This window comes from Bradyrhizobium sp. SZCCHNS3016 (assembly GCF_032484535.1).
Lineage (GTDB): Bacteria > Pseudomonadota > Alphaproteobacteria > Rhizobiales > Xanthobacteraceae > Bradyrhizobium.
The window spans coordinates 59,152-81,558 of record NZ_JAUETE010000022.1 but is presented as its reverse complement, the minus strand read 5'-3'; the positions used below and the strand labels follow the sequence as shown (position 1 = coordinate 81,558).

The following is a 22,407-nucleotide window of genomic DNA, read 5'->3' as shown; positions in this document are numbered from 1 at the left end:
ATCCAGCGACGGGCGGTTTTGCGAGAACCGCCCGTTCGCGCATTCTGGCAGATCTGGCGTACACAAGGGGCGTTGCGCGCGATCGTCACGACACGCGAGGCGGGGAGCGGTGGCCGCGACGTGCCGCAGCGTGTCCTCACGGATGCGCGGACGAACGGCATGGCGCGGACGTGAAGTCGCAGCGTGCTGACACCCCGATGCTGGTGTCCCGCGCAATGTGCTTGAAGCGCATTGTGCGCATGGTGGCCAGAAAGCCCGGCGCACCAGGCAGACTGCGTATAAGCGTGAAGACCATCGCGCAGGGAAGGCCGGGCGTTTTCCGGCTGCACCTGTGGTACCTGCCGCCTGCATTTTTTTTCGCAGGCGGGCCGCAGGCGTCAGCCGACGCCTGGCCTTCCCTGCGCCCTCCGACTTGATGAGGGTGAGCGAGACGAGCATGACCCGGGCAGTGTCTGCCGCGGGAATGCGAGGTCATGCGTAGTTCGATATGGGCACGATCGCGCGTCATCACCGGTGTCGTCCCGGGCTTGACCCGGGACCCATATCCACAGGGAGAAGTTGTCGCGCACGCTGGTCGACCATCGGCTTAACAACATTGGCCGGTGGGTATGGGTCCCGGGTCAAGCCCGGGACGACAGCGGAGTGAAGGGCAAGACCACGGCTCATCTCCACCTCGCGGAATATTTTCCGCGCTTGCCAAGCCTCACCCAACGGTCCAAAAAATCTCCAACCATTCGGGACGAAACGACGAGCAGCGGAGACGGAATTGACCATCAAGGGCAAGGCCTACATTGCCGGGATCTATGAGCATCCCACCCGGCATGCACCCGACAAGTCCACGGCGCAGCTGCATGCCGAGGTCGCCAAGGGCGCGCTGGAGGATGCCGGGCTCAGCGTGCGGGATGTCGACGGCTATTTCTGCGCCGGCGATGCGCCCGGCGGCGCCTGGCCGATGGTCGACTATCTCGGGCTGAAGGTGCGCCACATCGATTCCACCGAGACCGGCGGCTGTTCCTATCTGATCCACGTCGGCCACGCTGCGGAAGCGATCGCGGCCGGCAAATGCTCGATCGCGCTGATCACCTTGGCCGGCAAGCCGCGCACCGGCCCGATGCCGCCGCGCGCCGCCGGCGCAGAGGCCGACTTCGAGATGGCCTATGGCGCCACCACGCACAACGCCTATGGCATGTGCGCAATGCGCCACATGCACGACTACGGCACCACGTCGGAGCAGCTTGCCTGGATCAAGGTCGCGGCCTCGCATCACGCGCAGTACAATCCGCATGCGATGCTGAAGGAGGTCGTCACCGTCGAGGACGTGATCAACTCGCCGATGATCTCCGATCCCTTGCATCGCATGGATTGCTGCGTCGTCACCGACGGCGGCGGCGCGCTGATCGTGACCACGCCAGAGATCGCCAGGAGCCTGAAGAAGCCGCTGGTGCGTCTCATCGGCCATGGCGAGGCGATGAAGGGGCCGCGCGGCGGCAAGGATCTCGACCTCACTTATTCCGCCGGCGTGTGGTCCGGCCCGCGTGCCTTCGCGGAAGCGGGGATCACGCCCAAGGACATCAAATACGCCTCGATCTATGACAGCTTCACCATCACCGTGCTGATGCAGCTCGAGGATCTCGGCTTCTGCAGGAAGGGCGAGGGCGGCAAGTTCGTCGCCGACGGCAATCTCATCTCCGGCGTCGGCAAGCTGCCATTCAACACCGATGGCGGCGGCCTCTGCAGCAACCATCCCGTCAACCGCGGCGGCATGACCAAGGTGATCGAGGCGGTGCGCCAGCTGCGCGGCGAGGCCCATCCGAAGGTCCAGGTGCCAAACTGCGATCTCGCTATCGCTCATGGCACCGGCGGCCTGCTCGGCGTGCGCCACGCCGCCTCGACCTGCATTCTGGAGCGCGTGTGATGTCTGATCAGAAGAAGCTGCCGGCCCCCGTTACCAATCCCGAGACCAAGGCGTTCTGGGATGCTGCCGCCGAGGGCAGGTTCATGATCAAGCGCTGCACCGCCTGCGGCGAGGCGCATTATTTTCCGCGCTCGATCTGCCCGTTCTGCTTCTCCGACCAGACGGTGTGGGAGCAAAGCGCAGGCGAAGGCGAGATCTACACATTCTCGATCATGCGCAAGTCGCCGACCGGCCCTTACGCGATCGGCTACGTCACGTTGAAGGAAGGCCCATCGCTGCAGACCAATTTCGTCGACTGCGATTTCGACAGCCTGAAGATCGGCCAGAAGGTGAGGGTGGTGTTCAAGCCGACCGACGGCGCCCCGCTGCCGTTCTTCACGCCGGTGTAGTTGAGGATGAATGCTGTCCGCGGGCGGAACCCGGGATTGCTTCGCTTCGCTCGCAATGACGATGGAGATCAAGCGGCGAGTCCCACAAGTCATGCGAGAGGCATGACATCGTAGGGTGGGCAAAGGTGCGGAGCACCGTGCCCACCGTTCTAGCGCGATGAAGATGGTGGGCACGCTTCGCTTTGCCGACCCTACAAGGAACGCGTTTCGGGGAGGACACCAACAACATGCCGATCAACTACGATGAGCTGATGGCGATGAAGGCGATCGGGCAGCCCTATGCCTATAGCGATCGCGAGGTGATGCTGTACGCCTATGGCATCGGCATGGGCGCCGATCCGATGGACGAGAGGGAGCTCGCCTTCGTCAACGAGGCCACCGCCGAGCCGCGGCCGTTGAAGGTGGTGCCGACCTTTGCCTCCGTCGCCGCCTGGGGTTCGGGCCCTGGCGACATGAAGCTCAACCGAGTGCTGGTGGTCGACGGCGAGCGCGACATCACCTTTCACCAGCCGCTGGCGACGGCCGCGAAGATCACGGCCGACTCCTCCGTGCTCGCGGTGTCCGACAAGGGTAAGGACAAGGGCGCCGTCATTCGCCATCAGACGATCCTGCGCGACGAGAGCGGCGCGCCGTTGGCGACCCTGGTCGCCTCCCGTTTCGCCCGGGGCGACGGCGGCTTCGGCGGCCCGTCCGGGGGCATCCCCGAGGCGCATCCGGTGCCGTCGCGCGCGCCCGATCGTAGCGTCGACATTTCCACGCGGCCGGACCAGGCGCTGATCTACCGCCTGTGCGGCGACCGCAATCCGCTGCATTCGGACCCCGAATTCGCGCGCCGCGCCGGTTTCCCGCGCCCGATCCTGCACGGCATGTGCACCTACGGTCTCACCTGCCGCGCCGTACTGCAGACCTATGCCGACTACGACGCCTCGGCGTTCCAGCAGCACGCCGCGCGGTTCTCCTCGCCGGTGTTTCCCGGCGAGACCGTGACGGTCGATCTCTGGAAGGACGGCGACGTGATCTCATTCGAAGCGCGCGTCACCGCGCGCAACGTCACCGTGATCAAGAACGGCAAGACGGTGCTGGGATGATACTTGGCATGTGAGACACGTCTGTTCGTTGTCGTCATGCCCGGGCTTGACCCGGGCATCCATCCGCTTCCGAAGATGGATGGCCGGGTCAAGCCCGGCCATGACGAACAAAAGCAAAGAAGACAGCGGGGAGGCACACATGGGACTGCTCGACGGCAGGGTGGCGCTGATCACCGGCGCAGGCGGTGGGCTCGGTAAGGCCTACGCAAGACTGTTCGCGCGCGAGGGCGCGGCGGTCGTCGTCAACGATCGCGGCGGCCCGCGTGACGGCTCCGGCTCCGACCTGTCGATGGCCGAGCAGGTGGTCGCGGCGATCGAGGCCGAGGGCGGGCGCGCGGTCGCCAACGGCGCCGACATCTCGACCATGGCCGGTGGGCAGTCGGTGTTCGACGACGCCATCCGCCATTTCGGCCGCGCCGACATACTGGTCAACAATGCCGGCATCCTGCGCGACCAGACCTTCGCCAAGTCGAGCGAGGCCGACTGGGACAAGGTGATCCAGGTGCACCTCAAGGGCACGTTCTGCTGCACCTTGCCGGTGTTCCGCTGGATGCGCGACAACGGCGGCGGCGTCATCGTCAACACCTCCTCGACCTCGGGCCTGATCGGCAATTTCGGCCAGTCCAACTACGGCGCCGCCAAGGGCGGTATCTGGGGCCTGTCCAACGTGCTGGCGATCGAGGGCCGCAAGTACAACATCCGGGTGTGGACCTTGGCGCCGGGCGCGCTGACCCGCATGACCGCGGACCTGCCGCGCTACAAGGAAAACCCGGGCGCGGCGCTGACGCCCGAGGGCATCGCGCCGGCCGTGCTCTACATGGTCAGCAGACTCTCGGGGGATCAGACCGGCAAGGTGCTCGGCGTCTCCGCCGCGCGCGGCGTCCGTGAGATGCGGATGATGGAGATGGAGGGCTGGAAGCCACCGTCCTCGGCTTGGAACGCCCAGGACATCGCCGCGCACGCAGAGGAGATATTCTTTTCGGAGGCCGATATAGCCAAGTCCGCACGGCGGTTTTGATGTATTCAGGTCGTCATTTCGGACATGCCGCCTCGGCGCATCCCGAGATGACGCCAGAGAGATTGGAGACCAGACGATGAAGCTCACCGCCGCCGCCAAAGGCACCTTCGCGATCGCGCCGACGCCGTTCTATGATGACGGCCGCATCGACGAGGCCTCGATCGACCGCCTGGTCGATTTCTATGCCGCGGCCGGCTGTGACGGCATCACGGTGCTGGGCATCATGGGCGAGGCGCCGAAGCTGGATGCGGCTGAATCCGCCGAGGTCGCGATCCGCTTCATCAAGCGCGCGAGAAACATGCAGATCATCGTCGGAGTCTCGTCGCCGGGCTTTGCCACCATGCGCGCGCTGGCCCGCGCCACGATGGATGCTGGCGCCGCTGGCGTGATGATCGCGCCGCCGCCGTCGCTCCGCACCGACGACCAGATCACGGGCTATTTCAAGCAGGCGCAGGAGGCGATCGGCGAGGACATTCCCTGGGTGCTGCAGGATTATCCGCTGACCCAGCAGGTCGTGTTCACGCCTTCCGTGATCCGCAAGATCGTCATGGACAGCGCGTCCTGCGTGATGCTCAAGCACGAGGACTGGCCGGGCCTGGAGAAGATCTCCGCGCTGCGTGGCTTCCAGAAGGACGGCTCGCTCAAGCCGCTGTCGATCCTGTGCGGCAATGGCGGCCTGTTCCTGGACTTCGAGATGGAGCGCGGCGCCGACGGCGCCATGACCGGCTATGCCTTCCCGGAAATGCTGGTCGATGTCGTCAAGCTGTCGCAGGCCGGAAAACGCGACGCCGCGCATGACCTGTTTGACGCGCATCTGCCGCTCGTGCGCTACGAGCAGCAGCCGGGGGCCGGGCTTGCCGTGCGCAAATACGTGCTGCAGAAGCGCGGCGCCATTGCCTCCAGCGCCCAGCGCAAGCCGGCGTCCGGCATCAGCGCCGCGGCCAAGGCCGAGGTCGACTATCTCTTATCGCGCGTGGCACGCTATGATGCCCGCGCCAACCTGCAACCTCGTGCCACCGCCGCGGAGTGACCATGGCTGACGCCGCCGCCGTCCGTCCCGCTTCGACCGTGCTGCTGCTGCGCGACAGCGCGGCCGCACGCGAGATCGAGGTGTTCATGATGGTGCGTCACCATCAGATCGAGTTCAACTCGGGCGCCCTGGTGTTTCCTGGCGGCAGCGTCGACAGAGGCGATCAGGAGATCGCCGGCAGGCCGGAGCTCTATGCCGGCGACGACGGCCTGGAGGCCGAGGCGCTCGGCTTCCGCATCGCCGGGGTGCGCGAGACTTTCGAGGAGAGCGGCATCCTGCTGGCGCGGCTGCGCCGATCGGACGCGCTGATCGATGCCGCTGCCGCCCGAGAGATCGAGGCTGCGCATCGTCTGGCGCTGTGCGAGGGCAAGATCAGCTTTTTCCAGGTCCTCGAAGCTCACGGCCTCGTGCTCGCGCTCGATGCGCTCGTTCCCTACGCCCATTGGATCACGCCCGAAGGCATGCCCAAGCGCTTCGACACCTGGTTCTTTCTGGCGGCGGCGCCGCCGGACCAGCTCGGCGCCCATGACGGCCGGGAATCGACCGACTCCGTCTGGGTGTCGCCGCGCGAGGCGCTGGCGGGCGGCGAGGATGGCCGCTTCAAGCTGCCGTTCCCGACCACGCGCAACCTGATCCGGCTCGGCAAGCAGCCCGCGGTGGCCGACGCCCTGGCGGCGGCGCGGGACATGGACGTCGTCACCGTGATGCCGGTGATGACCAGGACTGCCGATGGTGGCCGGCAGCTGCGCATTCCGCGCGAGGCGGGCTATGATGGCGAGGTGTTCGAGTTCGGTGCGGCCGGTTAACCGCACAGGCTATTTTTCGTCCGGCGGATGATGCGCGGACGATAATTGTTCTCTATATGTTCATTTGGCCGCCCGGCGGCTCGTATATAGTGCGGTTCCGACCATCGGATCCCATGAGTAGATTACCGGACCTCGACACGGCCTGCAGCAGCCTCCGATCGATGACGATCGGGCGGATGATCTTTGGCAGCTTTTTGCTGCTGCTTGCCGTGATCACCGCGACCAGCATGGCGAGCGTGATCGCCATCCGCCACATCGATTCGACCTTTGCCGAGTTACAGCGGCTGCAGGGCGTCGGCGATCTCGCCGAGGAGATCGACCAGCGCATGAACGAGCTGCGGCTCGCGGCGCGCGATTTCGTCACCGACCCCGGCTCCCGCTCCGACCGTGCCATGGAGGCGGCGACCGAGCTCAGCGCGCTCCTGAAGAAGACGCGCCTGCAGCTCGCACCGGAGCAGCAGGCGACCATCGATGGTGTGTCCCAGCGGCTCGCCAATTACCGCGAGGGCATCGACCGGATCAGTGCGCTGATCGCCCGGCGTGCCGAGCTGCTGTCGGGTTTGCCGGCGGCGCGCGAGAGCTTCGAGGACGCCATCGCCGGCCTGACGGATCGCGCCACGGCGCGAGCCTTGTTCCAAGTGCAGAACCAGGTCGGCGCGGCGCTGCTGGCGCGCGACCCGGCTGGCGCCGAGCAGGCCGCCCGCAGCATGCGCGCAATGCCGATCGAGGACAGCGCCCTGCGCGCGGCAGCGGACCGCTACGCCGAGGCGATCATCGCCATTGCCGGCACCGAGGACGAGATCGCACGCCTCGACAAGGAGGTGCTGGGCATCGAGGGGCGGCTGATCGGCCGGGTCACGGAGCTGCTGCGCGCCTTGAGTGCCAGCCAGGGCAAGGTGCTGTCGCGCGACTTCGCCCGCACGCTGGCGGAGACGAAATGGCAGAGCATCATCTTCGGCACGGCGGGCGTTCTGATCGGCATCTTTGCTGCCTCGTTCGTGGTGCGCCGCACGGTGAAGCCGCTGGCCTCGATCGCACGCTCGATTCGGGCGCTGGCGGCGGGCGAAAAAGCGGCGTCGATCCCGCAGACCGACGTTCAGAACGAGATCGGCGATATCGCGCGGGCGGCAGAAGTCTTTCGGCAGACTTTGCAGGATGCCGACGCGGCGCGCGAGGCGGCAGTCCGCGCGCTGGCCGAGCAGCGGCTGGCCGAGGAGAGCTATCGCAAGCTGTTCGAAGCTTCGATCGACGGCATCTATGTCACCACACCGAGTGGTCTCGTGCTCAATGCCAATCCGGCGCTCGCGCGCATCATGGGCTACGAATCCGCGAGCGAGCTGATCCAGAGCGTCAACGACATCGCGGATACGATCTATGTCCATCCCCTGGCGCGCGAACGCTACCAGCGGCTGATGCGGCGCGACGGCATGGTGCGCGAGTTCGAATACCAGGTGCGCCGGCGCACCGGTGAGATCCGCTGGCTTTCGGACAGCGCCACGGTGGTGCGGGATGAGAACGGCGAGGTAATTCGCTACGAAGGCGTGGTTCGTGATATCACGGATCAGAAGCGCGCCGAGGACGCGATCGCGGAAGGCCGGCGATTGCTGCAGCAGGTCATCGACACCGTGCCGGCGGTGATCAACGTCAAGGATAGCGAGCTACGCTATGTCCTGATGAACCGCTACATGGCCGGCATCTTCAACGTCGAGCCCGAGGATGCGCTCGGCCGCACCACGGGCGAGCTGATGTCGCGCTACGGTGCGAACAAGACGGACTCGAACGACAAGCGCGTGCTGGCGACGAAGGCTGGCCTCGGGTTCTACGAGGAGGAATACCTCGATTCTTGCAACGTCATGCGGCAATGGCTGGTCAACAAGCTGCCGCTTCTCGACGCCGACGGCGAGGTCGACAAGATCGTCACCGTGGCGCTCGACATTGGAGAGCGCAAGAAGAGCGAATTGGAGATGCGCAAGGCCAAGGAGGCCGCCGAGACGGCGCTCCGGAACCTGCGCGAGACCCAGGCCTCGCTGATCGAAGCCGAGAAGCTCGCGGCGCTCGGGCGCATGGTCGCCGGCGTTGCCCATGAGGTCAACAACCCCGTCGGCATCAGCCTGACGGTCGCCTCCGCGCTCGAGCGCAAGACCGAGCGCTTCAGCGAGGCGGTCACGCGGGGCGAACTGCGGCGGTCGAGCCTCAACGAGTTCATCGAGATGAGCCGCAGTGCGGCTGGGCAGCTCGTCGCAAATCTCAATCGCGCGGCCGAGCTGATCCAGTCGTTCAAGCAGGTCGCAGCGGACCGCAACTACTCCGACAAGCGCACCTTCGATCTCGCCGATCTCACCGAGCAGGTGGTGATGAGTCTGCGCCCGGGCGTGCGCAGACAGAACCTGACGGTGAATGTGGATTGCCAGCCCGATCTGGTGATGAACAGCTACCCCGGGCCTTATGGGCAGGTTCTGACCAATCTCTTCCTCAATGCGGTCGCGCACGCGTTTCCGGACGGCAGGAGCGGTGTGATCGAAATCAGGGCGCGGGAGTCCGGGCGCGACAATGTCGAGATCATCTTTTCCGACAACGGCTGCGGCATGTCGCTCGACGTCCGCCGCCGCGCCTTCGATCCTTTTTTCACGACGCGCCGCGACCAGGGCGGCACCGGCCTCGGCCTGCACATCGTCTACAGCATCGTGACCAACCGGCTCGGCGGCCGGCTTGATCTCGACTCCGAGCCGGGCGCCGGCACGCGCGTCCAGATCATTCTGCCGCGGGTCGCGCCTCTCGAGCAGGCGGCCGAGTAGGGAGATCCGCAATGCGCGGGGATGCCGCGCCGCTGCGTGAAACTCCGGATTGACTCTCACGAAGCCGAGATCGAATCGAAATCTGGCCCAGTTGATGCATCATTATCCGTGCACCCTGGGGTGGTGCAGGAGCCAGATGGACCAGATGGAAATGAGCAAATGGATCGTGTCCCGCGGCCATGAGCCGCATCGAGCTGATCGTGCCGACATCAGCAACGCGGGTTCGAGGCGACCGGCGGTCGCTCCATGGAAGCCGCCTATCCAGGTCGGCGGTGCGGCGCTGCTGATCGCACTCGCCGCGCCACCGTCACTGGCGCGGGATCGCGGCCAGTATGCGAACTCGTCGCCGGAGATCAAGGCATGGTTCGACGGCCTGCGCAGCGGCAAGGGCCCGTGCTGCTCGGATGCCGACGGCAGCGCCGTCAGCGATGTCGACTGGGAGAGCAGGGGCGGTCACTACCGCGTCCGCATCGAGGGGGAATGGCTCGACGTTCCCGACGAGGCGGTCATCACCGAGCCCAACCGCGTCGGGCGCACCATGGTGTGGCCGATGCGCGGCTATCAGGGCCTCTCGATCCGCTGCTTCATGCCGGGCAGCATGACGTAGACGAGCGGGGCGGCGCTCAGACGTATTTCTTGTCGCGCTCCAGGAGCTCGATGGAAATGCCCTGGGGCCCGCGGATGAAGCAGATGCGAACACCGGGGCGGATCGTGGTCGGCTCGGTCGTGAAGGTGACGCCCTTGGCCTTGAGCTCGGCGGCCGCGGCGTCGATGTCCTTCACGGTGAGGCCGAAATGATCGAGGCCCTGGTGCGGGGTCACCGGTGGCTCGTTCACTCCGTCGCCCGGCTCGACCTTGGCGATGAACACGCTGGCGCCGCCAAGCTTGACGTCGATGCGGCCGGGATTGCGGACGATCTGGCCGCCGAGAATGTCGTGAAGCCAGTTGGCGGTGGCTTCCGGGTCAGGGCTGCGCAGATGGATATGGTCCCACGTGACATTCAACATCGTCGAGATCTTTCGAAAGAGTGAACCGCTTGCGGCGCGGCGGCGTTCCTTGAGGCGTCGGCAGCGGAGCGGATGTTTACCGGCCCGTCGCCGGCCGCGCCAGCCGGCAAACCGACCGGTATCCGGGCCTGCCCTCCAATTGTCGGCTTTGCATGCAACCCTATCGATGTTTGCCGATTGAAGCTTCCAGATGCCCCCGCCGGGCAGCCGATGGTGCAGACATGAGCGCGGGTCTCTCTCGTTTGCTGGGACGCAAGCCCGATGCCGCGGCTTCGCTGGCCATGCGCCGAAGCGGCGGAGCGTCGATCCCTTTGGGAGCCGCCGTGTCGGGGTTGGCGATCCTCGCGCTGATCATGTTCGGCGCAGTCGGGTGGCTGATCATGTCGGTCGAAGAGGAGGAGATGGCCGACCTCCGCCTTGCGCAAGTCACATCGGCCTCCCCGAGCGGCCGGTATGAAGGAGATGAAGACGGGACGGAGCCATCGCATGGGCTCTCGTCCGTGGTGCCCAGTCTGGGGTCCAATGCGCACCCCGATTCGTCCCCGGTGGTCGGCTCCGGCCGGAACGTCATGGACGCGCATGCCAGTCTGTCGCCGACGATTCTACCTGTGTCATCCAGTGCGCTCGACCCGGCCGCTCTGTCCGGCCTGCGGATCAGTTCCCAGTCCTGGCGGCGCGGCGGGCTTGGATCGAAGGCGCTGGTGACCTTCACGCTACGGAATGCCAACAGTTTCGCAGTCAAGGACGTCGAAATCAGCTGCGCCTTCAGCCGGCGCGACGGCAGTCACGTCACCGACCGCCGACGGATCGTGCCCGGCCAAGTCGGGTCGCGCAGCCGCAAGACCTTCGCGGCGGTCCATGTCGGATTCGTCAACGTTAACGTCAGCGCGGCCAAATGCGCGCTGGTTGCAGCGACCAAAATCTAATTATGTCGCGCTAGTCTCCCACGGTCTTTGAACCCGAGCGTTCGACGCGGGAACATACTGTCATGATCCTCCGTTAGGTGGATGTCGGCGCAGGTGCCGACGGAGCGGTAAATTATGCCCATTCTCCGTTACTTTCTTTTCGTCGGTGGAACTCTGCTGGCGCTGCTCGTCCTGGCGGATGCCGTGCTTCCCAGCGTGCCATTGCCTGCAAGCCTGTCGTCTGCGTCGGATCTTCCCCCGGTGCGCATTCAGTCGACGCGAAAGTGGCCGGAGCGGATCGTGATGGACACCTCGATCGCCACGCCAGCTCCGGTGAAGCTCGCGAAGGCGGAGCAGCCTCCGGCAGAACCTGCGGGAGAAGTGGCCAAGAACGGTCTCCGCGACGCCTTCGCGCAGATGAGCGCCGTCGAAGCCAACCGGCAGGTTGCGGCCGTGAAGGCCGCCGAGAAGCCTCGCGCGATGCGGATTGCCGACACGAGCAAGGCGAAGAAGCGAAAGGTCGCAAGAGCTCATCTGGGCAGACCGATGATCCTGGTCGCGCAGCAGCCGCATGTCGGCCCTTTCGCTTGGACCTGGTAGTATCGATTGCCCGCAGTCCCTGGTCGATCCAAGCAGTCCGGGTGCAATCGCGCGCCGGGGGCGGTCGAACTCACGTGGGCTGCTGCGCCGTTTTTCACGCCGCCGCGCTGCCTTGATCTTGCGCAAAGTGCGCTCCTTCCGGAACGCCTAGCGTCCCTTGTATGGGACCTGGGAGCGTTTGCCCGGGGACCCAGGAGACGCTGAATGACGACTACCACGCCCACCCTCTCGATCTCGCCGGAGAAGGTCGCCTTCGTCGTGACCAAGATCCACAAGCATGAAATGGAAGCGGCCGAACCCGAATTGCTGGCGGATTTAGCGGATGACGACGCGGCGCCCGGTACCGATGGGCGAGGTTTGAACACGGACAGGTCGGAGCTCGTCAGCTTCATCAGGGGCCTCAATGTCGACGAGCAGATCGATCTGGTCACGCTGATGTGGCTGGGCCGGGGTGACGGCTCGCTGGACAATTGGGATGAGCTTCGTGCGCAGGCCGCTCAGGCGCACAACAATCGCACCGCGACGTACCTGATCGAAACTCCGATGCTTGGCGACTATCTGGAGGAGGCTCTCTCGGAGTTCGGCCTTTCCTTGGAAGACTTCGAAGAAGGCATATAGCTGGGCGGCGTCTCCCGATGGGTTCCCAGCACGTTCTTCGTTGCAATTCGGATGATGGAGTAATCTCATGGACAAGCTGAAGGTCGGAACCGGTGATTGGATCGTCGTGTGCGACGGCCGCAAGGCACTGATCCTCGAGAACGTCGGTGACAGCATGTTTCCGAACCTGCACACCAAAGAGGTCCGTGAGCAGGAGAACGACCGCACGAGCGCTCAGGGCACTGATGCTCCCGGCTCGGTGCAGCAGTCATTTGGCAATGCTCGGAGTTCGGTGGATCAGACGGATTGGCATGATCAGGCTGAGCGCGCCTTTCTCAAGCAGCTTGCTGATCGCCTGCATCAGGCTGTCCTGTCGGGCGAAACCAAAGCCGTCACGATGGTGGCGTCGCCGCGCGCGCTCGGGATCATCCGCGCCGACTATTCCGACGCGGTACGAAAGGTGCTGCATGGCGAGATCCACAAGGATCTGGTCAAGCTTCCGGTCTACGAAATCGAGAAGCAGCTGCTCGCTTGAGGCCGGCTTTCTCATACCAATGAGTGCCCAAAGGCCCCGTTCGCGGTTTCGACCGCGACGGGATCAATGTGTGCTTTCATGCGACGGTGTCGATTCCGGCGCAGCAGGCACCAGACTTGCGTCCAGATGCGCGGCTCCTTTTTCGACGATCTCGTAGCCGCAATCATCCAGCCAGGCGATCAGGCGATCGGCCATGGCGTAGTCCCAGGTCGGGTAGGAGCGTGCGATGACCTGGCGTGGCGTGAGCTTGCGAGACATTGGTGATCCTTCCCTGATCTCATGGTGCTCGATGAGATGTCGAGCGTCTGGTCTTGTCATCTTGAACCCCAGAACGCGATGCGCGGTTCCTGCGGCGCCCGAGCGCTGCCGCTTGAGGAGCGCTGATCATTCGCAGCGCTCCGGCGAAACGGGGCTGAATTCATCAAGCGCTGACCACGTGTGGCAGCGCGTCGTCGGTCACGGGAGCCGCGGTGCGCTCCGGCTTCTTCTCCACGATCTCGTACCCACAATGATCGAGCCATGCGATCAACCGGTCGGCCATGGCATAGTCCCAGCTGGGATAGGATCTGGCAATGACTTCGCGGACTGAAAGCTTTCGTGTCATGATGTCGATCTATCGCTCCCTGCATTCGCCACGGGCTCGTCCGGCGCGCATCCGGACGATCCAAGGCTTGCCGGCAGTTCGTGCCGCCGGCTCCTGATGTTGTTCGGCTCGTCACGTTTCTGAGCGCGCGCGCCCCAACGCCTTGCTGGCTCACCACGATCAAATTGGCGTGGAGAGGTGATTTTTCCGCTTATCGCTCGCCCAGGCTGCGCAATCATCGCCCAACATGGTGAAAACCTTCTCGCTACGATGGTTTCCCATTTCCGTGCACGGATATGGCGCAGTCGTGCGCGTAGTGGGGCTGGAGTGTGGTGGCGGCGCGGTGTTTCGTCACAGGCTGGCGGCGACCATCTCCGACGAGATCTCAGCGCGAGCAGGCTGCGATCAACGGGGGAACGGTTTGATACGTTCATGGTTTCCGCTGGGGCGCGGTCGCAAGGGCTCGTCGCCTCGGAGTCAATGGAGCGAAGCGATGAGGCTGATGTTTTGGGTTGTGCTGCTGACTGGCCTTGCGGCAGGAGGCGGCCGGTCGGTCGCCAATGAGTCCTGCGGCCCAGGGTGCCACGTCGCGCCCAATGGCGGCTGCGTCGTGAATGGCTGGGAGGTGGGAGCGCCGGTGTGGAACGAATGCCCTGCGGGCGCTCGGCCAAGGCCGCCATGCGGAACCGCGTTCAAATGGAGCAGACAGGCGAGGGCCTGTGTCAGCAGGTGAACATGCGATGGCTGATCATCGCCGCGGGAGCGTGTACCGGGCTGCCGGCTGCCGCGAGGGATCAGCGACTGTTCACCTTGGACGTCGCGCCCTGTCGTTAGCGGCGGCAGCTTCGTCTGGCTCCTGATTCAGGGCACGGCAAGGCTCCGGACAAGCCGCTGGTAGACCGCACCGCGAAGCACGGACGGGCCGGTGACACGGCGCTCAGACCGGCGTCGCATGGATCACGTCGCGCGGTGCGCTGGTGCGGAAGGCTCTCCGTAACCATGTTCGCGAGGGCGCCTCGATGACCATGTAGGTGACCCCGGCCACCGCCGTCGCAATCGCAACGAACAGACCGAGCCGCAGTGCGAGCTCGAGAGCGCCGGGAGCATCTGACTTTCCGATCATCGCAAGCCGAATGAGAAAGGGATGCAGCAGATAGATCGAATAGCTGCACTCGCCACCAATGATCAGGGCTCTGGACGACAGCCAAGCGGCATGGCCGTACCGACTGGCGGCGACGAAGACGATCGAAAATCCCGAGATCTCGATGAGGCGTACGGCAAGTTCGATCACGAACGACCAGCCGGGCAGACGAGGCTGCAGAAACAGCAGGACAGGCGCACAGATGAGGCTCACCAGCGCAAGCCAGAACAGGAGCCTCACGCAGCGTCGCTCCCCGTCACCGATGCTGGCATCGGCGCGGTTCTTGTAGATCATGGCGGCAAGGCAGCCGGCCAGGAACTGAGCGATGTGAAGATAGGGAGAGTAGTAGGTGAGCCACTGCATCCCGTTTTGCGTGAGGCTTGGCGCGACGGCCCGCAACAACGCATCGCCGAAGGTGAAGGCGGCGGCGATCGTCAGCGCGAACATCACGATGTTCGCAAGCGCGATCCAGATGATCGTGGGCAGCCGGGCGACGCCTGCAAACAGCAGGCAGACGAACGGAAACAGCAGGTAGAAGAACAGCTCGACGCTGATGGACCAGAGGTGCTGCAGTGACGGCACGACCGCGACCAGCATGGTGCCGTTCTGCACGGGAAACCAGGCTTGCGTCATCGTGAGGATGAAGCCGAGCGAGGGCGCGGAGAGGTCTCGCGCGATCACGACGTATGCGACGACCGCGAGCACAATCACGGCGTACATCGGGTAGAGCCGGGCGAATCGCGCGATGGCAAATTCGCGAAGCGCGTTTCCGAACGGTTGCGACTGGAAGCGCGCGGCATAGTTGAGCCACAGGACGAATCCGCTCAGCACGAAGAACATCGTCATTCCGATGCTGCTGACCTGAGCGATGAGCTCCGGCAGCAGGTCTTGCGCCAACGACGGGGCGCCGTGGCCGATGGCGACCGTTGCGGCCGCGACGAAGCGTAAGCCGGTCAGCGAGCCGATGAAGCGTTGCTCGTTCACTTTGAGGGATGGTCCTGATACTTGGGAGGCGCTCCGGCTCTTGTAGAAACAGCAGGGTCCGGAGGCAACCCGACGCAGGCCGGCCGGAGACGGGATTGCCGCCCGCTCGAGCGACGATCTGGCGTTCAGGCCGGAGATAACTCTGCGCCCGATCGGTCCGGCGTCTGCCGTTTGCGGCGTCCGACGCGGCGGCGTCTCACATTGCTGTCGACAACAACGGGCTGAAAAATAAAGAGAAATCCACCTTGGCGTCGGCGGCGTCCCACCCAAGGGGCGAGGCGTTTCCCGGTGCGGCATGCGATCGGCGGGAGGGGCGGGCAACAGGCTAGTAGGGCTTGAAGAAATCCGGGAAGAGCAGCTTTTGCAGCGGATCGTGCCTGTTGCGAAACCCCGCCGGGAATCTCGGTCAGCGGGAGGCTACGGCCAGGGTCATGGTCGCACCTGCGTGGGATGCGGAGCCCCAGCCGGATTGCTGCAGGGGCAGGATTGCAAATGGACTCGCAAACCGACGGCGGCTAGTTATTTGTCACCCTCCAGCTGGTCATTTTGCATGACGCTGAGCGCCTGAACGAGGACGGAAGCCGCCTTGCCCGCTGCGCCATCTCAGCTCACCGATCAAACCGTCGACACCCAGCTGACGACGAATTGCAATGCGCAGGTGGCCGCAACGTTCGACACCAACGACAGCACCTGGGTGACCTTTTTCGTCAACGGTACGATCCCGTGCTGGAGGACGCTCGTGTCGATTGGCGAGGTGAAGGTCACGCTGGCCGAGGATGTCGCTGTTGCCGGCATTGTCCTGTGCAAGGGGCTGACCGTGACCATGAACCCCATGGGTCCCTACTACACGGTCACGATGACAGGAGCCATCGTCGATTCCGGAAAGGAGAGCAGCTTTACCGGAATCGTGCTCGGCTCGTTCACCCGGTCCGCAGCGATGAAGCGTGCGATGCAAATGCTTCGGAGACAAGGCAGCCGCTGAGGGCCGGCCCGGCCTCGCGTGAAATGTAAACACCGGAATGTGACCGGGCGTCGGGGGAAGACTGTGATCTGGCCCGATTGACCGCTGCTGCGAACCCTGTTACACGCCACAACCTCTGATAGATTTCAATCATTGGTAGTTTGATCGATTTTCAATTCGTTTCGGCTGCACCCAGCAGTTGCGTGCTGCAGGTTTCGACCTGTGTTTTACAAAAGGAGATAGCCATGTCTGATCGTGAAGGTATTCGATTCACCGCTCCCGCCGTTGTCAAAACCCCCACAAGCCCCAACACCGATGTCGTCGCGACGCCGACGGGCGATCCCAACAACACGACGCAGCTCGTCTTCGAGTATCAGGGACGCATTCCGGTCTGGACGCCGGTGGTCTCGCAGGCACAACCTCAAGTAGTCTTGGGGGCCGACATCACGATCGGCGCAACGACTTGGCGCAAGGGCATCACGGTCCAGTATGCGGCGCTGGGATCGACCCAGTACACCGTGACCATCATCTCGGGCGAGATCGTGGACGATCGTGGGCTCTACTCGCTCCAGGGCGTGACGCTCGGCATCTTCCCGATCAGCTCGTCCGTCAAGGCAGCGGCGCCCGCGGCGACGCGGACCGAAGAGTATCCGCGCGCGGCCTTCACGGCGCTGCCGACGGTGAACACCCCGACCAGTCCGAACAGCAACGTGGTGACGACGCCGAGCGGCGACACCAACAATACGACCTACGTCTCGTTCCAGTATCAGGGCCGAATCCCGGTCTGGACGCCGATCGTCTCGCAGTCGCAGATCACTGCGGTCCTCGGTGCTGATATCACCATCGGGGCGACGACGTGGAAGGCGGGCATCACGGTGCAATATGCGGCGCTGGGCTCGACGCAATATACGGTGACCATCATCAAGGGCGACATCATCGACGATCGTGCCCTCTATTCACTGGCGGGCACCTTGCTCGGCATCTTCCCGATCGGGTGATACGAGCATGGACGCGTCCGCGTCAGCGCAGTTCGAGCAGGTCGACTCCTCCGCGATCTACGAGACCAGGGTTGCCGGCTCGGTTGGCTGGGCCGGCTACCTTCTCGGCGCGGGCTCGTCGCTGCCACCGTTCATCAACTACGATGACTCGCTGAAGAAGTACGGTGGCAGTTATCTGTTCGCGACACAGCGGCCCGCCGATCTCGATCGGGATCCCGGCGGGTTCGCCGAGCGTGCACGGACCTATATCAGCAAGGCGACGCGCAATCGCGCCGTCGTCTGGCTTGCCTCGGCCAATCCGGTCGTGTTCGGCGACTTCGAGCGCTATGGCGTCTCCTTCATCAATCTGCCGCCGGTCTACCAGGTCTCGGGCAACCTGAACCTCTGGTTCGCCAGCAACGCCAAATTCTACATCCTCGATCAGAGCCGGATCGATATTGACGGTGGGGCGCTGCGCCTGTCGGGCTCGGCGCTGAGTTCACCTCCGTTCATCGGCTTCGCAGGCAAGGGCGACAACCCGCTCGGCATTCGGCTTGCGCCGGCCTCCAACAATCGCATCTACGCCTACGTGCCCTTCGGCGGCGCCAACACCGGCTGCGTGACCTTTGATGGGCTGCTCGATTCGAAACAGGCGTTCGTCAGCCAGGGCTTGGGGCAGGGCGTCCGCTATGTCATTAACAACAATGCGACGGCGTCGCTGCAAGCTGCGCAATATGCAGCCATGACGGTGGCGGCGTTGCCATCGCAGCTTTCGATCGCAGGCGCCTTCGACCTCGGCGATCCGGCCAACCGCGTGATCGGCCGAGAGCAGCTCGAACAGGGCTATCTGCGTTCGGGTTTTGCCATCAAGGGGGCGCCTGCGCTGACCAGCGAATTCCGCACGACCGGCGGGCGTGTCGTGCAACTGACACCGCTCGGGGCTGGCAGCGGAGATACGGCACCGGCGCTCGGCGCCGGGGGCTTCGCCTTTGCCACCAGTGTCGCGAGATCGGCCGAGACCGACACCGGCACTGCCTATCTGAGCCTGGCCGGCCACTATGCGCTCAGTGCCGACGGCAGCGCAGCTGGGCAGATCGCGAAGCTGATGGGCGGACTGTTCGGATCGGAAGCGCTCAGCTTCAAGGCGTACGACGGCAGCCTGCCTGCAACACAAAACGATCGCCTCAACGCGATCCCCTCGAAACCAGGCTACGCGCCGGTGTTCCCGTTCGAGACGGCGGATCTCAACCGTCCCGCGAGCGGCGCCGTTGCGCCGCGCCTGACCGACGACCACCAGACCTCCTGGGTGACCATCGTCGCCGGCAGCGGGACCGTCGACTATCTCGCCGAGCCCGAGGGCAGCGCGATCTACGGCGCGGCCGAGGCCGGCGCCGACACCGCGACCGCGCCGATCCTCCAATCGGCGCCGCCGTTCATGCCGCTCGCCCAGGGCAGCGACAAGACGTTCCCGCTGGCGCCTTATGGAGCTGCTGCGAGCAGCGGCCTCGATGGCGCGACGCTCGTCCAGTTCGAGAGCCAGATCGTGGCCGCAACCCGCAAGTCGCTGATCTCGGGCTATGGCAGCAAGACGTGGTCGGCGCGGGTGCAGGCGGCGCGGGCTCACGCGTTGCACGGCACGCTGGCGGACGGCCCCAGCACCGATGGGGCGACGCCTCAGGGCTTCATCATCGAGCGCGATCCGGCGACGGGGGCCTATCTGAAGGTCAGCATGGCGCAATCGCTCGACCGCGACGGCAATACCCTGCCATTCGCGCTATCTGCTCCAACCCAGGCGATGCAGGACGCCTTGCAGACCAACCAGCTCTTTCTGGTCGCCGTCAATCCGGAGCCGTTCGGCACCGGCGCCCAGTTCGCGAACACCGTCAACATTGCGGGCTGGACCATGACCGCGGCGGTCGGCGCCGGCGCGTCGGCGACCTCCTACCGCAACGTGATGATCATGAAGTTCTGCTCCGGCTCGTTGCTGGAGCGGGTAACGAATGCCAATCGTTGGACGTCCGCGGAGCAGTTCTCGCTGTTGCCCGGCACACCGCCGGTCACCGCCGCGCTGTCCTACACTGGCCTCTCGCAATGGCTGCAGGACTACATTGCGGACGCCATCGCACGGTCGAAGGGAGCGTCCGGCCCATTCTATGAGAATTTCGCGCGTATTGCCCAGGACCCGAACTGGACCGGCGTCATCGTGCTCGCGGCCGATCTCGGCCAGCGCGACATGCCGCCGGAGATTGCGGGTCTTGCCGCCGGCATCGACTTCACGCGCTTCAACGCCCATCATTTCGGCTTCACCGTCAGCCGCGTCACGGTCGACGGCCAGAGCGGCCGGATCACGATGCCCTCGGGCAGCTCGAGCCTGTTCGGCCTGATCGACTACGAAGATCCGCGCTATGCGGTGAACGTCTCGAGCGGCGTTGCGCCCGACGTGCCCGTGGCGGTGCAGATGAGCGGCGAGTTCGACTTCACCGTGCTGCAGCTGCAGTCGTTGTTCGAGAACGCCAGGCTGACGCGGTTCGACAGCCACGTCCAGCTCTCGGTCGCCGCGCTGTTCGGCGCGCCGGTGTCGCGGCTGTACTCGCGCGGCAAGCCACAGCCATTCACGGGAATCGTGCTCAAGGGCAGCTATGTCGATCAGGGCGGCCGCGGCGCCTATGTCTTCGAGCAGAACACGACCAACGTGCTGACCAGCCCATCGAACGTGCTGCCGGCCGTCGCCTTCGACCGTGTGCAGTTCAACACGATCGGCACCCAGGACCAGGGCGCCACGGTGGCGAGCAACTTCCTCGTCTGGGGGCGGCTCGATTTCACGCCGCTTCAGAGCACCATCGGAGAGACGCTCGACTTGCTGTCGTTCGGCAGTCCGCCGGACACGCCAGAGGCGGCGCTCGGCGTCGGCCTCGCCTTCTCCGGTCTCGCCGTCGGAATGACCTATCCGCAGGCGACGCCTGGCGCCAAGAGGTTTCAGGTCGCGACCGGCAACCTGGCCTGGAATCTCAACGGCTCGACGATGCGCGACACCAGCCTGTTCCGCGGCTTCGCGCTGCAGCTGAAGAGCTTCGTCAACGCGACCGGCGATCAGAAGCCGTCCGATCTCGGCTTCCTGCCGGTGACGTCGCAGCTCGACCTGACCGAACTCGAGGGGCCCTGGTTCGGCGTCGTCTATGACATCACGCTGGGCGGTCCGGGGGCGCTCGCCTCGGGCGTCGGCTTCCAGTCGCAGCTGCTCGCGGCATGGTCACCGGTCACCACCGGCTCGGATGCGCAGCATGCGGTCTTCATCGGCATGAGCCTGCCGGGCGCGGCGCCCGGCGCCAGCCTGTTCAGCGTCCAGGGCGTCATCAAGGTTGCGGTCGGTGCGATCTCGATCCTGCGCCAGCCGGTCCCGACCGCATCGGGACGCAAGCTGTCGGATGACGGTCCGAAGTGGTTCTACTGCCTGCGGATCGACGATATCGCCATCAAGATCTTCGGCATCGCCAAGCTGCCGCCGTCCGCCAACATCCAGTTCTTCCTGTTCGGCGATCCCGACAACACCGGCAGCCTCGGCTGGTACGCGGCCTATGTCGCCGACGACAATCCGGGCTGCGAGCAGTCGCTCGCATTCGCCACACGCAAGCCCGAGCTGCAGGAGCCGTCATCATGACGCGGATCCTGTTCTGGAATATCGAGAGCTTCTCGGTCAACAAGATCTTTTCCGCGTCGATCAAGCGGCAGCGTGGCCATGGCGGCCTCAACGACATGCAGAGCGCGATCCAGCGCCGCGCGGTGATCAATGCCGTGCTGACGGCCGTGCAGCCGGACATCATCGTCATCATCGAGGTGAGCTCGGGCGACAATGCGCCCAACGCGCTGGCGAGCCAGACCGGCGGCATCAATGCGCTCGCCATGGTGCAATTCGGGCTCAACAACCCCGCCACGATGGTGGCGGGCGGATGGAACGCCGTGCCGCCGCTCTACACCGGGACCGGCGGGCGCGCCGAAACGGTCGGCATTCTCTATCGCCGCACCGACACTGCAGGCAACCTCCATCGCTATTTCACCGGGCCCAACATCTGGACCGGCGGTCATGGCGGCCTGTCGGTGCCGCCGGGTGGCGGCGTCGCCGCGCCGTACAATGGCATGGTGGTGCCTATCGGTGCCGTGAACGTCAACGGAATGCTGGTGCCGCCGGGGCTTGGCGGCGTGCGCCAGATTCCTGCGGGCGCCCAGCACAATGGCGGCCTCAATGAGGACGTCGTCGCCGCGCGCATCGCCTTCACGACCACGCTCGGTGCGCCCGTTGCCTTTGGCGGATTGCGCGAGCCGTTCATGGCAACGTTCACCGAGACCAATAATCTCGGCGTCGTGCAGCGAGACATCACCATCTTCGGCATCCATTCCCCGCCGAACAATCCCGCGGCGGCGAACTACATCACCACGCTGTCGACGATCAACGACGTCGTCGGCGCTCTGGGCGTGAACGAGACGCGGGTGATCGGCGGCGATTTCAACGTCAACCTGTTCGCCGTCAATGGTACCGCCTCGGGCCTCTATAATCCGCTCACCGGCGGTCCCGGTGCCTACACGCTGCTCGTCAGTCCGACGGCGGTGGGCGTTCCTGTCAATCTCGACCAGTACAAGGGTTATTTCTCCACCCATATCCGCGGCAAGGACAAGACGGCGGCCTCCAAGTTCCTCTGGTCCAACGGCGGCGGCCCGGGGCAGAGCTTTTATCCCGGCTACGGCTATGTCGGCTCGAACTTCGTCGCCGCGCCGTTCTACTCGATCGACAACGTCCTGGTCTGGCCGCACAACGGCATGCACAACTATCAGACCACGATCATGAACACGGTGACCGGCACGCCGATGAACGGGGTCATGGCGCCGCCGGACAATCCTCCCCCGGGCGCGGTTGCGCTGGCCCACCAGTTCACCGCGGCGCCGATGGGGTGGCCGGGCGCGCCGACGGCGGCGAACTATCCCGGGATCGGCGGCGCCGGAAATCTGACCGGCTGGAGCAATTACGGGCGCGTTCGCAACACCAGCGATCACTTCGGCATCTCTGCCGACATCTGAGGGAGC

At 64.9% G+C, this 22,407-nt stretch carries 21 protein-coding genes; 17 read left to right on the top strand and 4 right to left on the bottom strand.

What is annotated here, in order from left to right:
* Positions 1 to 766 precede the first annotated feature (766 nt).
* From QW881_RS30065 to QW881_RS30030, 8 genes are all read left to right on the top strand, one after another.
* On the top strand, positions 767 to 1,915 hold the full coding sequence (locus QW881_RS30065) for a thiolase domain-containing protein (RefSeq protein WP_315754281.1): 1,149 nt from the start codon (positions 767 to 769) through the stop codon (positions 1,913 to 1,915).
* Entirely contained in the window at positions 1,915 to 2,304 is a 390-nt protein-coding gene (locus QW881_RS30060) for a Zn-ribbon domain-containing OB-fold protein (protein ID WP_315754283.1), read from the top strand. Before QW881_RS30065 ends, QW881_RS30060 begins: the two co-directional genes overlap by 1 nt.
* A 227-nt stretch (positions 2,305 to 2,531) precedes the next feature.
* A complete protein-coding gene (locus QW881_RS30055) occupies positions 2,532 to 3,392 on the top strand; it encodes a MaoC family dehydratase (RefSeq protein WP_316159208.1) in 861 nt (286 codons plus the stop codon).
* A gap of 139 nt (positions 3,393 to 3,531) precedes the next feature.
* On the top strand, positions 3,532 to 4,410 hold the full coding sequence (locus QW881_RS30050) for an SDR family oxidoreductase (RefSeq protein WP_316159207.1): 879 nt from the start codon (positions 3,532 to 3,534) through the stop codon (positions 4,408 to 4,410).
* A 76-nt stretch (positions 4,411 to 4,486) separates the two neighbouring features.
* Positions 4,487 to 5,440 carry a dihydrodipicolinate synthase family protein gene (locus QW881_RS30045; RefSeq protein WP_316159206.1) on the top strand — a complete coding sequence of 318 codons (954 nt, stop codon included), beginning with the start codon at positions 4,487 to 4,489 and terminating at the stop codon, positions 5,438 to 5,440.
* Between the two features lie 2 nt (positions 5,441 to 5,442).
* Positions 5,443 to 6,246, top strand: a complete 804-nt coding sequence (locus QW881_RS30040; protein ID WP_316159205.1) for an NUDIX hydrolase — start codon at positions 5,443 to 5,445, stop codon at positions 6,244 to 6,246.
* A 113-nt stretch (positions 6,247 to 6,359) separates the two neighbouring features.
* The gene (locus QW881_RS30035; protein WP_315754293.1) at positions 6,360 to 9,041 is read left to right on the top strand and encodes a PAS domain-containing protein; all 2,682 of its coding nucleotides are present in this window, start codon (positions 6,360 to 6,362) and stop codon (positions 9,039 to 9,041) included.
* A gap of 145 nt (positions 9,042 to 9,186) precedes the next feature.
* Positions 9,187 to 9,648, top strand: a complete 462-nt coding sequence (locus tag QW881_RS30030; protein WP_410052083.1) for a hypothetical protein — start codon at positions 9,187 to 9,189, stop codon at positions 9,646 to 9,648.
* 16 nt (positions 9,649 to 9,664) lie between these two features.
* On the opposite strand, the gene QW881_RS30025 is transcribed toward QW881_RS30030, so the two are convergent.
* Positions 9,665 to 10,048 (bottom strand): VOC family protein, encoded by a 384-nt coding sequence (locus tag QW881_RS30025; protein ID WP_316159204.1) that lies wholly within the window; start codon positions 10,046 to 10,048, stop codon positions 9,665 to 9,667.
* Positions 10,049 to 10,269: 221 nt separating this feature from the next.
* Here QW881_RS30025 and QW881_RS30020 point away from each other — a divergent pair, with 221 nt between their 5' ends.
* The 4 genes from QW881_RS30020 to QW881_RS30005 all read left to right on the top strand — a co-directional run bounded on the left by QW881_RS30020 (position 10,270) and on the right by QW881_RS30005 (position 12,685).
* Positions 10,270 to 10,974: a hypothetical protein gene (locus tag QW881_RS30020; protein WP_316159203.1), complete on the top strand. Its 705-nt coding sequence runs from the start codon at positions 10,270 to 10,272 to the stop codon at positions 10,972 to 10,974.
* Positions 10,975 to 11,088: 114 nt separating this feature from the next.
* Positions 11,089 to 11,553 carry a hypothetical protein gene (locus QW881_RS30015; protein WP_315754302.1) on the top strand — a complete coding sequence of 155 codons (465 nt, stop codon included), beginning with the start codon at positions 11,089 to 11,091 and terminating at the stop codon, positions 11,551 to 11,553.
* A 204-nt stretch (positions 11,554 to 11,757) separates the two neighbouring features.
* Positions 11,758 to 12,171, top strand: a complete 414-nt coding sequence (locus QW881_RS30010) for a DUF3775 domain-containing protein (protein WP_316159202.1) — start codon at positions 11,758 to 11,760, stop codon at positions 12,169 to 12,171.
* 67 nt (positions 12,172 to 12,238) lie between these two features.
* On the top strand, positions 12,239 to 12,685 hold the full coding sequence (locus QW881_RS30005) for a host attachment protein (protein WP_315754304.1): 447 nt from the start codon (positions 12,239 to 12,241) through the stop codon (positions 12,683 to 12,685).
* Between the two features lie 63 nt (positions 12,686 to 12,748).
* Here the strand turns inward: QW881_RS30005 and QW881_RS30000 are convergent, their stop codons facing one another.
* The gene (locus QW881_RS30000; RefSeq protein WP_315752593.1) at positions 12,749 to 12,943 is read right to left on the bottom strand and encodes a hypothetical protein; all 195 of its coding nucleotides are present in this window, start codon (positions 12,941 to 12,943) and stop codon (positions 12,749 to 12,751) included.
* Between the two features lie 163 nt (positions 12,944 to 13,106).
* Positions 13,107 to 13,289 carry a hypothetical protein gene (locus tag QW881_RS29995; protein ID WP_315754306.1) on the bottom strand — a complete coding sequence of 61 codons (183 nt, stop codon included), beginning with the start codon at positions 13,287 to 13,289 and terminating at the stop codon, positions 13,107 to 13,109.
* A gap of 472 nt (positions 13,290 to 13,761) precedes the next feature.
* Between QW881_RS29995 and QW881_RS32665 the strand changes: the two genes are divergently transcribed.
* Positions 13,762 to 14,001, top strand: a complete 240-nt coding sequence (locus QW881_RS32665) for a hypothetical protein (protein ID WP_409997750.1) — start codon at positions 13,762 to 13,764, stop codon at positions 13,999 to 14,001.
* A gap of 204 nt (positions 14,002 to 14,205) precedes the next feature.
* On the opposite strand, the gene QW881_RS29990 is transcribed toward QW881_RS32665, so the two are convergent.
* Positions 14,206 to 15,393 (bottom strand): acyltransferase, encoded by a 1,188-nt coding sequence (locus tag QW881_RS29990; RefSeq protein WP_316159201.1) that lies wholly within the window; start codon positions 15,391 to 15,393, stop codon positions 14,206 to 14,208.
* Positions 15,394 to 15,979: 586 nt separating this feature from the next.
* Here QW881_RS29990 and QW881_RS29985 point away from each other — a divergent pair.
* The 4 genes from QW881_RS29985 to QW881_RS29970 all read left to right on the top strand — a co-directional run bounded on the left by QW881_RS29985 (position 15,980) and on the right by QW881_RS29970 (position 22,401).
* Positions 15,980 to 16,375, top strand: a complete 396-nt coding sequence (locus tag QW881_RS29985; protein WP_315737654.1) for a hypothetical protein — start codon at positions 15,980 to 15,982, stop codon at positions 16,373 to 16,375.
* A gap of 224 nt (positions 16,376 to 16,599) precedes the next feature.
* Complete coding sequence (locus QW881_RS29980) at positions 16,600 to 17,352, top strand: hypothetical protein (protein ID WP_315754311.1); 753 nt, start codon at positions 16,600 to 16,602, stop codon at positions 17,350 to 17,352.
* A 7-nt stretch (positions 17,353 to 17,359) separates the two neighbouring features.
* Positions 17,360 to 20,989, top strand: a complete 3,630-nt coding sequence (locus QW881_RS29975) for a hypothetical protein (protein ID WP_316159200.1) — start codon at positions 17,360 to 17,362, stop codon at positions 20,987 to 20,989.
* Positions 20,986 to 22,401: a hypothetical protein gene (locus QW881_RS29970; RefSeq protein WP_315754315.1), complete on the top strand. Its 1,416-nt coding sequence runs from the start codon at positions 20,986 to 20,988 to the stop codon at positions 22,399 to 22,401. The genes QW881_RS29975 and QW881_RS29970 overlap by 4 nt, the downstream gene beginning before the upstream one ends.
* The last annotated feature ends 6 nt before the right edge of the window (positions 22,402 to 22,407 follow it).

What these genes read in the sequence shown, in the direction of transcription:
- QW881_RS30055 (WP_316159208.1), top strand. Translation starts at nt 2,532, where the DNA reads ATGCCGATCAACTACGATGAGCTGATGGCGATGAAGGCGATCGGGCAG.
- QW881_RS30060 (WP_315754283.1), top strand. Translation starts at nt 1,915, where the DNA reads ATGTCTGATCAGAAGAAGCTGCCGGCCCCCGTTACCAATCCCGAGACC.
- QW881_RS30045 (WP_316159206.1), top strand. Translation starts at nt 4,487, where the DNA reads ATGAAGCTCACCGCCGCCGCCAAAGGCACCTTCGCGATCGCGCCGACG.
- QW881_RS30025 (WP_316159204.1), bottom strand. Translation starts at nt 10,048, where the DNA reads ATGTTGAATGTCACGTGGGACCATATCCATCTGCGCAGCCCTGACCCG.
- QW881_RS30040 (WP_316159205.1), top strand. Translation starts at nt 5,443, where the DNA reads ATGGCTGACGCCGCCGCCGTCCGTCCCGCTTCGACCGTGCTGCTGCTG.
- QW881_RS30005 (WP_315754304.1), top strand. Translation starts at nt 12,239, where the DNA reads ATGGACAAGCTGAAGGTCGGAACCGGTGATTGGATCGTCGTGTGCGAC.
- QW881_RS30015 (WP_315754302.1), top strand. Translation starts at nt 11,089, where the DNA reads ATGCCCATTCTCCGTTACTTTCTTTTCGTCGGTGGAACTCTGCTGGCG.
- QW881_RS30000 (WP_315752593.1), bottom strand. Translation starts at nt 12,943, where the DNA reads ATGTCTCGCAAGCTCACGCCACGCCAGGTCATCGCACGCTCCTACCCG.
- QW881_RS30035 (WP_315754293.1), top strand. Translation starts at nt 6,360, where the DNA reads ATGAGTAGATTACCGGACCTCGACACGGCCTGCAGCAGCCTCCGATCG.
- QW881_RS29995 (WP_315754306.1), bottom strand. Translation starts at nt 13,289, where the DNA reads ATGACACGAAAGCTTTCAGTCCGCGAAGTCATTGCCAGATCCTATCCC.
- QW881_RS29970 (WP_315754315.1), top strand. Translation starts at nt 20,986, where the DNA reads ATGACGCGGATCCTGTTCTGGAATATCGAGAGCTTCTCGGTCAACAAG.
- QW881_RS30010 (WP_316159202.1), top strand. Translation starts at nt 11,758, where the DNA reads ATGACGACTACCACGCCCACCCTCTCGATCTCGCCGGAGAAGGTCGCC.
- QW881_RS32665 (WP_409997750.1), top strand. Translation starts at nt 13,762, where the DNA reads ATGAGGCTGATGTTTTGGGTTGTGCTGCTGACTGGCCTTGCGGCAGGA.
- QW881_RS30050 (WP_316159207.1), top strand. Translation starts at nt 3,532, where the DNA reads ATGGGACTGCTCGACGGCAGGGTGGCGCTGATCACCGGCGCAGGCGGT.
- QW881_RS29975 (WP_316159200.1), top strand. Translation starts at nt 17,360, where the DNA reads ATGGACGCGTCCGCGTCAGCGCAGTTCGAGCAGGTCGACTCCTCCGCG.
- QW881_RS30020 (WP_316159203.1), top strand. Translation starts at nt 10,270, where the DNA reads ATGAGCGCGGGTCTCTCTCGTTTGCTGGGACGCAAGCCCGATGCCGCG.
- QW881_RS29980 (WP_315754311.1), top strand. Translation starts at nt 16,600, where the DNA reads ATGTCTGATCGTGAAGGTATTCGATTCACCGCTCCCGCCGTTGTCAAA.
- QW881_RS30030 (WP_410052083.1), top strand. Translation starts at nt 9,187, where the DNA reads ATGGAAATGAGCAAATGGATCGTGTCCCGCGGCCATGAGCCGCATCGA.